The organism is Corallibacter vietnamensis (genome assembly GCF_039537875.1).
Classification (GTDB): domain Bacteria; phylum Bacteroidota; class Bacteroidia; order Flavobacteriales; family Flavobacteriaceae; genus Corallibacter; species Corallibacter vietnamensis.
Genome location: NZ_BAABBI010000003.1, coordinates 224,362 through 232,763, shown reverse-complemented (window position 1 = coordinate 232,763; position 8,402 = coordinate 224,362). Strand labels below are relative to the sequence as shown.

At 31.5% G+C, this 8,402-nt stretch carries 5 protein-coding genes; 3 read left to right on the top strand and 2 right to left on the bottom strand.

The genetic code is table 11. The features are described 5' to 3' along the window. Window positions 1-3,786 (bottom strand): HYR-like domain-containing protein (locus tag ABD690_RS11495; RefSeq protein WP_344730708.1); only part of this gene is annotated, 3,786 nt, incomplete at its 3' end. Window positions 3,787-3,822: 36 nt separating this feature from the next. Next, window positions 3,823-4,338 (bottom strand): hypothetical protein, encoded by a 516-nt coding sequence (locus tag ABD690_RS11490; protein ID WP_344730706.1) that lies wholly within the window; start codon window positions 4,336-4,338, stop codon window positions 3,823-3,825. Window positions 4,339-4,825: 487 nt separating this feature from the next. Here ABD690_RS11490 and ABD690_RS11485 point away from each other — a divergent pair, with 487 nt between their 5' ends. From ABD690_RS11485 to ABD690_RS11475, 3 genes are read left to right on the top strand one after another with little or no spacing between them, the layout of a single operon-like run. Continuing rightward, window positions 4,826-5,311 carry a SixA phosphatase family protein gene (locus ABD690_RS11485; protein WP_344730704.1) on the top strand — a complete coding sequence of 162 codons (486 nt, stop codon included), beginning with the start codon at window positions 4,826-4,828 and terminating at the stop codon, window positions 5,309-5,311. A 54-nt stretch (window positions 5,312-5,365) separates the two neighbouring features. Continuing rightward, window positions 5,366-7,426, top strand: coding sequence for a polyphosphate kinase 1 (gene ppk1 / locus ABD690_RS11480; protein ID WP_344730702.1), 2,061 nt, complete (start codon window positions 5,366-5,368; stop codon window positions 7,424-7,426). Between the two features lie 5 nt (window positions 7,427-7,431). Continuing rightward, a complete protein-coding gene (locus tag ABD690_RS11475; protein ID WP_344730700.1) occupies window positions 7,432-8,337 on the top strand; it encodes a Ppx/GppA phosphatase family protein in 906 nt (301 codons plus the stop codon). Window positions 8,338-8,402: the final 65 nt, after the last annotated feature.

Here is an 8,402-nt window from a genome sequence, read left to right as displayed (position 1 = left end):
ACAATCTGTATAAGTCCAAGTGTAAGTGATATCGCCTTCACAATCAGGTGAAGTAGATTCAACTACAGCAGACGGCGTTAAAGTATTTCCGCAGTTATCAGTTACCGTAGGTAATGTAGGTAAAACGATATTGTCGTAACAAGCAACAGTATCAGAAGTTGGAGCAGGAGCAGTAAAGTCTTCTACTTCAATAGTTACTGTGTGTACGTAATCGTGTGTGTTACCTTCACAATCTGTATAAGTCCAAGTGTAAGTGATATCGCCTTCACAATCAGGTGAAGTAGATTCAACTACAGCAGATGGTGTTAAAGTATTTCCGCAGTTATCAGTTACCGTAGGTAATGTAGGTAAAACGATATTATCGTAACAAGCAACAGTATCAGAAGTTGGAGCAGGAGCAGTAAAGTCTTCTACTTCAATAGTGTAAACAAACGACCATGTTTGTTGAGTATTTGTACAGTCAGTATATGTATATGCGTATGTTCTAGTTCCATCACAAGTTATTGGGTCAGGACTATCTGTAACTACAGCAGCAGATGGTGTAAGCGTGTTTCCACAATGATCTGTAATAGTTGGCATTGTAAAGGTTTCAGTAGCATCATCAATACAAGCTACAGATAAGCTGCCATTAGGTTCTGTGATTGAAAAACTAGGTGTTTGTATTGTTATATTTTGAATACCACTATCAGAAAGACCACAATTATCAGTTATTGTAAAATTTCTTTTAACAATAATAGGACAAGATTGAGATGCCTCATCTTGATAGGTTATTTGTGCAACACTATCTTCAGTATAAGTTCCGTTTTCACTAGTGAATTGTTGTACAGTAATTACCACCGTAGTTTCGCTATATGGTAAAGCTGTTAGGTTACCATTAAGAATATCAGCAGTAGAGCAACCTTCAACAGTTATATCTTCAGGAACTGTAATTACTGGAGCTGTGTTATCTTCAGTTGTAATAGTAAAGCTTTCTGTTGCAGAGCAGTTAGAATTAGCATCACTAACAGTTATCGTATAAGTTCCAGCAGCAAGACCCGTTAAGTCTTCTGTATCAGAATCAGGATCTTCTGCTCCGTTATTATCCCAATCAAAGGTATAATTACCAGAACCACCTGTGACATTTATGTTAATAGCACCTGAATTATTATTTTCACAAGATTCATTTATTTGCTCTTCTAAAGAGATTGAAATTGGATCATAAACAGTTACAGTTACTGGTACACGATCTCCGTGACAAGTATTGCTTGGACCTTCAGAGACATAATATGTAAAAGTTCCAGCAGTATTTGTAGAAGGCGTTATTGACGATTGACCAACAGTATTAGGGTCATTATCTGTGTAATATAATAGTATGTAATCTGTATCTGTAGTTGTAGCGGTTAGTGGGCTTGCTGTTTCGTTTAAGCAATATGCTACATTACTAGTGGTAGGCGTTGTTTCAATATCATTAACTTCAATAGTAAATATATAATTACAGGTAGAATTTCCAGGAGGAATTGCGTAATATGTAGATACTCCCAAAGTCGCAGGAAATGGGTTTGAAGATGTGTATTGTGTTGTTGAAGGCGTAATAGGGTAAGAATCATAAAACAATGATCCTGGAGGAAAATTCGCTTGTAATTGTGAAACAGGAATTGAATTTCCGTCAAAGCTACAATAGAAAAAGTCTCTTTGAATAGATACGCCAGTACAATTATCTAAAATATATTGTTCAGAATCAATGTTAATTTCTATAGGTTCTGTATTAGGTTCTCCTTGGCATACACCGTTTTGCTGATACCCTTGTATAAGTGGTAGAGAGTAGTCTATTCCAGAAATAACACCAGTACCAGATATATAACCACCTAAAATCACAATTTTTGGTGTACAGTTATTGTTGACTAAAATTGAACAATCTTCTGTTGCTTTCAATTTGAAAGAAATATCAGCAAGTACCATTTCAAGATCGGCACTATTTAGTGGTAAATAATCAATATCCCATACAATAGCACCTGTTGCTCCTTCATTAGGGTCAAAATATGGTTGGTTAGCAGCAAATAAGCTATGATACTCATTAAAAGTTATACTAGATAATACATAGTTTGAAGTAAAAGGAATAGGAATAACGAGTCTTGAATCTTCTATAGCTTCTGTTCCTTTATTTTTAATTTGTACACCATATTCAATTTCGTCTCCAGGCTCTACAACTAATTGTTGAGATCCTACAGGGTTTCCATTAATTGATGTAGTCGCTAAAACACCTTCAGATTCTGGAATGTAAGCATCTACAGAAAATGTTACATTGTAGATAGAGTAGGTATCTCCGTCAGTAAAATACCTAAAAGATGTAGATGTTTGGTTATTATTAATAATAGCATTTCCTGTATTATTAATGGTAAACATACTAATATCTATTCCCGTATTGTTTTGTAGTTGTGGATTTCTTGGGTTTCCACCAGTAGAAACAGATGAATTAAAGAAGTTTCCTGTTGAGTTTCCAGCGTGGCTCAATGATGTGTAGTTTCCAGAATTTCTATTTTCAATTTGAAATGTATCACCTGTAAAGCCAACATCACCTTCACCAGCCATCATTCCTAGTTTCACGTTCACGTCACCGCTTTGTGTTGAGTTAAACCCATCAACATCTATAATATATGAGCTGTTGTTAGAAGAAACTACGTAAGCATGTCCATCAAATACGGTTACATCTCTCCATTTCATTTTTGTGTTTTCATAAACAACAACCATTCCCCAGCCGCCATAATAACCAGTTCCATCAGGATCACCTTCTCTTAATGCCATGTCAGCAAGAAAGTACTCTCCAACTCCGTTAGTTCTTACATAATCTGTAATTTCAGTATAGGCAGAATACATATTATCATCTACACCATTTGGGTAATATATTTCGTTATTTGCAGCTGTAAGTTGAGTGTAACTTGTTGCGTTTGGACCTTTTATAGATATTTTACGCTTATCATAATTTTTTGTTACTAAAATTGTTTCAGGTATAGTTTCGTTATATGTAACGTCTACATAAGCTCTGTCATATCCTTGTAGGCGTAGTCTGTCTACAGATAATGTATAATTTGAGTCTGAAAATATTTGATAATCAGAATTAAGATAGGCATTGTTATCATCAATATAAGATGTAGAAATAGCTTGCTCTGGGCCATTATTTACTGAAACATGAACTGTTTCATTCCAACCAGAAGTTCTATAAATAAAATCAACTGTATCTCCAGCTCCAGAAGATGAAAATCTAAACCTGTATTGACCACTACCTTGGTTTGTAACATTTAATGTGTAGTTTGTATTAGGTATACTATACGCACTATAAACTGTATAACCTGTAGTAACTTGTTGTGTTGTTGTGTTTCCAGTATTGATGTTTTTTGAGACTGTAAAAGTATTGCTTGAACCTGCTCTACCACTCCAGTATAATCCAGCATAAACAATGTTTGAACATTCAGGGATGGCTCCATTTTCAGTAGAAAATTGTAGTGTAGCTGAAGATGAGTTTAATGTATTAGGATCATTATCAACATCAACATATCTCATGTCATTACCACCATTATTGGTGTTATTACCATAATTTACTAATGTAAGGTTTGTGTTTCCCATCATGGTAAAATCACCTTTTACATTATAAATGGTTTTGCTTGGTGAGTATATTGAAGCTCGAGGTTCAAAGTCAACTCTAACCTGACTATAACTATAAAAAGAAACAGATAATAAAGCAAAAACTGCTAAAAATAACTGTATTTGATATTTATAGGTTTTATTTTTTGAAGCGTATAATTTTTTCATTTTTTATAACTTTTAATTAAGCTAATACAATACCTCTTATGAACGGTTTATGTTTTTATAGAATATGCTTATTTCTGTATCTGCATTTTGAATAAATGCACGAATTTGACTTTCACTTATAGGAAATTCGCATTTTAAGTAAATATATTTAAGATGACTAAAACCACGAATAGAGTCAACATCAAAAGGTGATGATAAATCACTCAAGGATTTTAAGTTTATTGTAATCATTTCTACTTCATTATAAAGCTCATTATATGTATATAAAAAGTTAAGAGATTGAGAATCTTTAACTTTTATAACTTTAGGAGCCGTACTACCATACGTGTTTAAAACCGCATTGTTTTTTATGTAAATTGATGATTCTAAATTAAATAATAAATCTTCAGGGTAATTAGCGATCACTTGTGCAGAACGGCCTTGTGCTTGCGTATTATCATCAGTTAATCTGTATATTGGGTTTTGTTGTGCAAAGCTATACCCTGTAAATAATAGCATGAAGGCACAATAAAATAAAACATTTGAAAATGTAGGGCCAATTTTAAGTTTCATAATTAGTTTTATTAAAAAAATTTATAACTATAATTAATACTTTTTCGTAAACTTTAATTATTATGACACATTATGTATGTGTTAGGTCACGGCATAAAAAATACCTTCATAATTCTTTACATTATGTTCTTTTGTTGAGGGAAACGCATTGAAAGTCAATGCATAATGGATTAAGAAAAATTTGTGACTTGGGATTCATTTTGATTAATAGCTTACAAGACAAATAAATAGCGATAAAACAACTCAATCAAAAAAAAATGTTAAATCACAGATAAATTCGATTAAATGAGAATGCTCATCATTTAATCGGTTATATTTTATAATTAAACGACCTATCTTATTGAGTTTTAAACAAAAAATAAACTATTTTTACCTCATTACTTACTTGCTTTGTGTTATATGGTTTTTAAAATTTGATTGCAAAGTAAGTTAATAAACGACAATAAACAACATTTTATCGATAAAAATGGTATTTAATCGAAGCGATATGAAAAAATTAATACTCATAAGGCATGCTAAATCCTCATGGAAAGAAAATGTAATAGACCATGAAAGACCCTTATTAGATCGCGGTATAGATGATGCAAAATTAATTTCAAATACGTTTAAAAATTTAAACTACAAACCTGATATTATATTTTCTAGTGATGCCTATCGTGCTAAATACACTGCAAAAATTTTTAAAGAAGCTCTGAACTTTCCTGAAAACAAATGTCAGTTACTGCATGAATTATATGATTTTTCTGGAGAATTATTACTCAACGTAATAAAATCTTGTAGCGATGAGATAAACACATTAATGTTATTTGGTCACAATCATGCAATAACATCATTTGTTAATACATATGGCGATAAACATATAGATAATGTACCAACTAGCGGATTGGTAGTTATAAACTTCAATACAAATCATTGGCAAGATTTAAGTAAAGGCATTACAGACTATGTTTTGTTTCCAAGAGATTTAAAGTAAACTTAATCATACACATATTGTTTAATAGGATATATTTGTATAAAATTTATTTTAATGAATAAAGTAGATAAAAGCAACAGATATATTAATAGAGAAGTTAGTTGGTTACAATTTAATGCACGCGTATTACAGGAAGCCGAAGATGAATCGGTCCCATTAATTGAAAGACTACGTTTTTTAGGAATTTTCTCTAATAATTTAGATGAATTTTTTAAGGTTCGTTATGCTACTGTAAAGCGTATTGTAGAGGCAGGAAAAGGAGGGAAAAGCGAATTAGGTGTTCTAAAAGCTAACGAACTACTTGATATTATCACCCAAATAGTTATAAAACAACAAAGTCACAGCTTAAAAGTATTAAGTAAAATACACAAAAAGCTAGAAAGTGAAGGTATTTTTATTATTAATGAATTACAGGTAGATGATGCGCATCATAAGTTTATTAAAAATTACTTCATTCAGAAAGTTAGTCCAGCTTTAGTAACAATCATCCTTAATGATTTAGTAGAGCTTCCTAACCTTAAAGATAGTGCGGCTTATTTAGCTGTAAAAATGAGTTTAAATAATAAAGAAGCTCAATATGCACTAATAGAAATATCTAAATCTATGGATCGTTTTGTGGTACTGCCAGAAAAAGATGGCAAAAACTACATCATGATGCTAGACGATTTACTTCGCTATTGCTTAAATGACATATTCAGCATTTTTAACTATACTAATATAAATGCGCATATGATAAAGATAACTCGAGACGGTGAGTTAGATTTAGAAAGTGATTTAAGTAAAAGTTTTATAGAAAAAATTTCAGATAGTGTAAAGCACAGACAAATAGGAGAGCCTGTTCGTTTTGTTTATGATAAAACGATAGACAAGGAAACACTTTTGTTTTTGATGGACAAAATGGGGATAGACTCAACAGATAGTATAATTCCAGGAGGCCGTTATCATAACAGACGTGATTACATGGATTTCCCAAGTCTTGGACGTACAGATTTACTGTATAGTAAAATTCAAGCTTTAGAAGTAAAAGGCTTAAGCCTAGAAGAAAGTATATTTAAAACCATAGCAGATAAAGATTATATGATACACACACCGTATCATACCTTTTCTTACGTTGTTAAGTTTTTAAGAGAAGCTGCTTTAGACCCATCTGTAAAAACAATAAAAATAACCATTTATAGGTTGGCACAAATATCTCACGTAGCAAGTTCATTAATTAATGCGGCTAAAAATGGTAAAAAAGTAACGGTTTCTATAGAAATTCAAGCCCGTTTTGACGAACAAGCAAATATTGATTATGCTGAACAAATGGAAAACGAAGGCGTAAACCTAATATTTGGAGTTCAAGGTCTAAAAGTGCACAGTAAGATGTGCGTTATAGAACGTGAAGAAGATGATAAATTAAAACGATACGGTTTTATAAGCACCGGAAACTTTAACGAATCAACAGCAAAAATTTATACAGATTTTACATTATTTACATCAAACCAAAAAATATTAAAAGATGTAAATAAAGTGTTTAATTTCTTTGAAACAAACTACAAGATATATCGTTACAAACACATCATTACATCACCTCATTACACACAATCATCTTTATTTAAACTCATAAACAAAGAGATAGAAAATGTAAAAGCAGGAAAAGAAGGTTATATTCGTTTAAAAATGAATAGTATCTCAAGCTTTAAAATGGTAGATAAACTGTACGAAGCAAGTAGAGCCGGCGTTAAAGTACAAATGATAGTAAGAGGAATTTGCTGTTTAATTCCTGGTATTCCGGGTATGAGTGAGAATATAGAAGTTATAAGTATTGTCGATAAGTTTTTAGAGCACACAAGACTTTATATATTTGGAAACGATAATAATCCAAAAGTTTATATATCATCAGCAGATTGGATGACAAGAAACATAGATAATAGAGTAGAAGTAAGTTGTCCTATTTATGACGAAAATATAAAACAAGAGCTTATTGATATTTTTAATATTTGTTGGAGCGATACTGTAAAAGCCAGAGTGCTAAATGATTCGCAAACCAATCAATATAAGCCAAAACAAAAAAGTAATATTAGAGCACAATTTGCTATATATGACTATTACTTAAAAAAGCTAAACAATTAATTTATATGCTTTCAATAAAGAAATATGCAGCTATTGATATAGGATCTAATGCCGTAAGATTGCTCATAGCAAACATCATTGAAGAAAAAGGAAAACCCGTAAGATTTAAAAAAAGTTCATTAGTAAGAGTGCCTATTCGTCTTGGAGCTGATGTGTTTTTAAAACAAAAAATATCAAAACACAATCAACAGCGTATGCTAGATACCATGCAGGCTTTTAAACTGCTTATGAAGTCTCATAATGTTGAAAAATATAAAGCATGTGCAACATCAGCAATGCGAGAAGCTAGTAACGGAAATAAATTATCAGAGCTAGTTTTAAACGAAACAGATATTAAAATAGATATCATAGGAGGCGAAGAAGAAGCAGCAATAATAGCAGCAACAGATTTAAATACCTATATAGACAAAAACAAAACATATCTTTATGTTGATGTAGGAGGCGGAAGTACTGAGTTTACAGTAATTCATAACGGAAACACAATTACTTCAAGATCTTTTAAAATAGGTACTGTAAGATTGCTTAACGATATTGTAAAAAAGGAAACTTGGGATGAATTAGAAGTTTGGATAAAAGAAAACACCAAACAATATGAAAAAATAGATGTTTTAGGATCTGGGGGAAATATCAATAAAATATTTAAAATTTCAGGTAAATCGTTGGGAAAACCATTAACCTACTTTTATTTAACGTCCTATTATAATATGCTTCAATCTTACTCTTATGAAGAGCGCATTACAGAGCTAGACTTAAATCAAGATAGAGCTGATGTAATAATACCAGCAACTAGAATTTACCTTTCTGCAATGAAATGGAGTGGAGCTAAAGATATATTTGTTCCCAAAATAGGATTGGCAGACGGTATTATTAAGAGTATTTATTATGATACAGTGTCAAGTAATACACAGTAAAAAATACGCAGTTTGTCCTTTTATTATAATATATTTATTAAATTAATTTATATTAGCTAATTATA

Coding starts and splice junctions, on each gene's coding strand:
- ABD690_RS11490 (WP_344730706.1), bottom strand. CDS start 4,338: ATGAAACTTAAAATTGGCCCTACATTTTCAAATGTTTTATTTTATTGT.
- ABD690_RS11485 (WP_344730704.1), top strand. CDS start 4,826: ATGAAAAAATTAATACTCATAAGGCATGCTAAATCCTCATGGAAAGAA.
- ppk1 (WP_344730702.1), top strand. CDS start 5,366: ATGAATAAAGTAGATAAAAGCAACAGATATATTAATAGAGAAGTTAGT.
- ABD690_RS11475 (WP_344730700.1), top strand. CDS start 7,432: ATGCTTTCAATAAAGAAATATGCAGCTATTGATATAGGATCTAATGCC.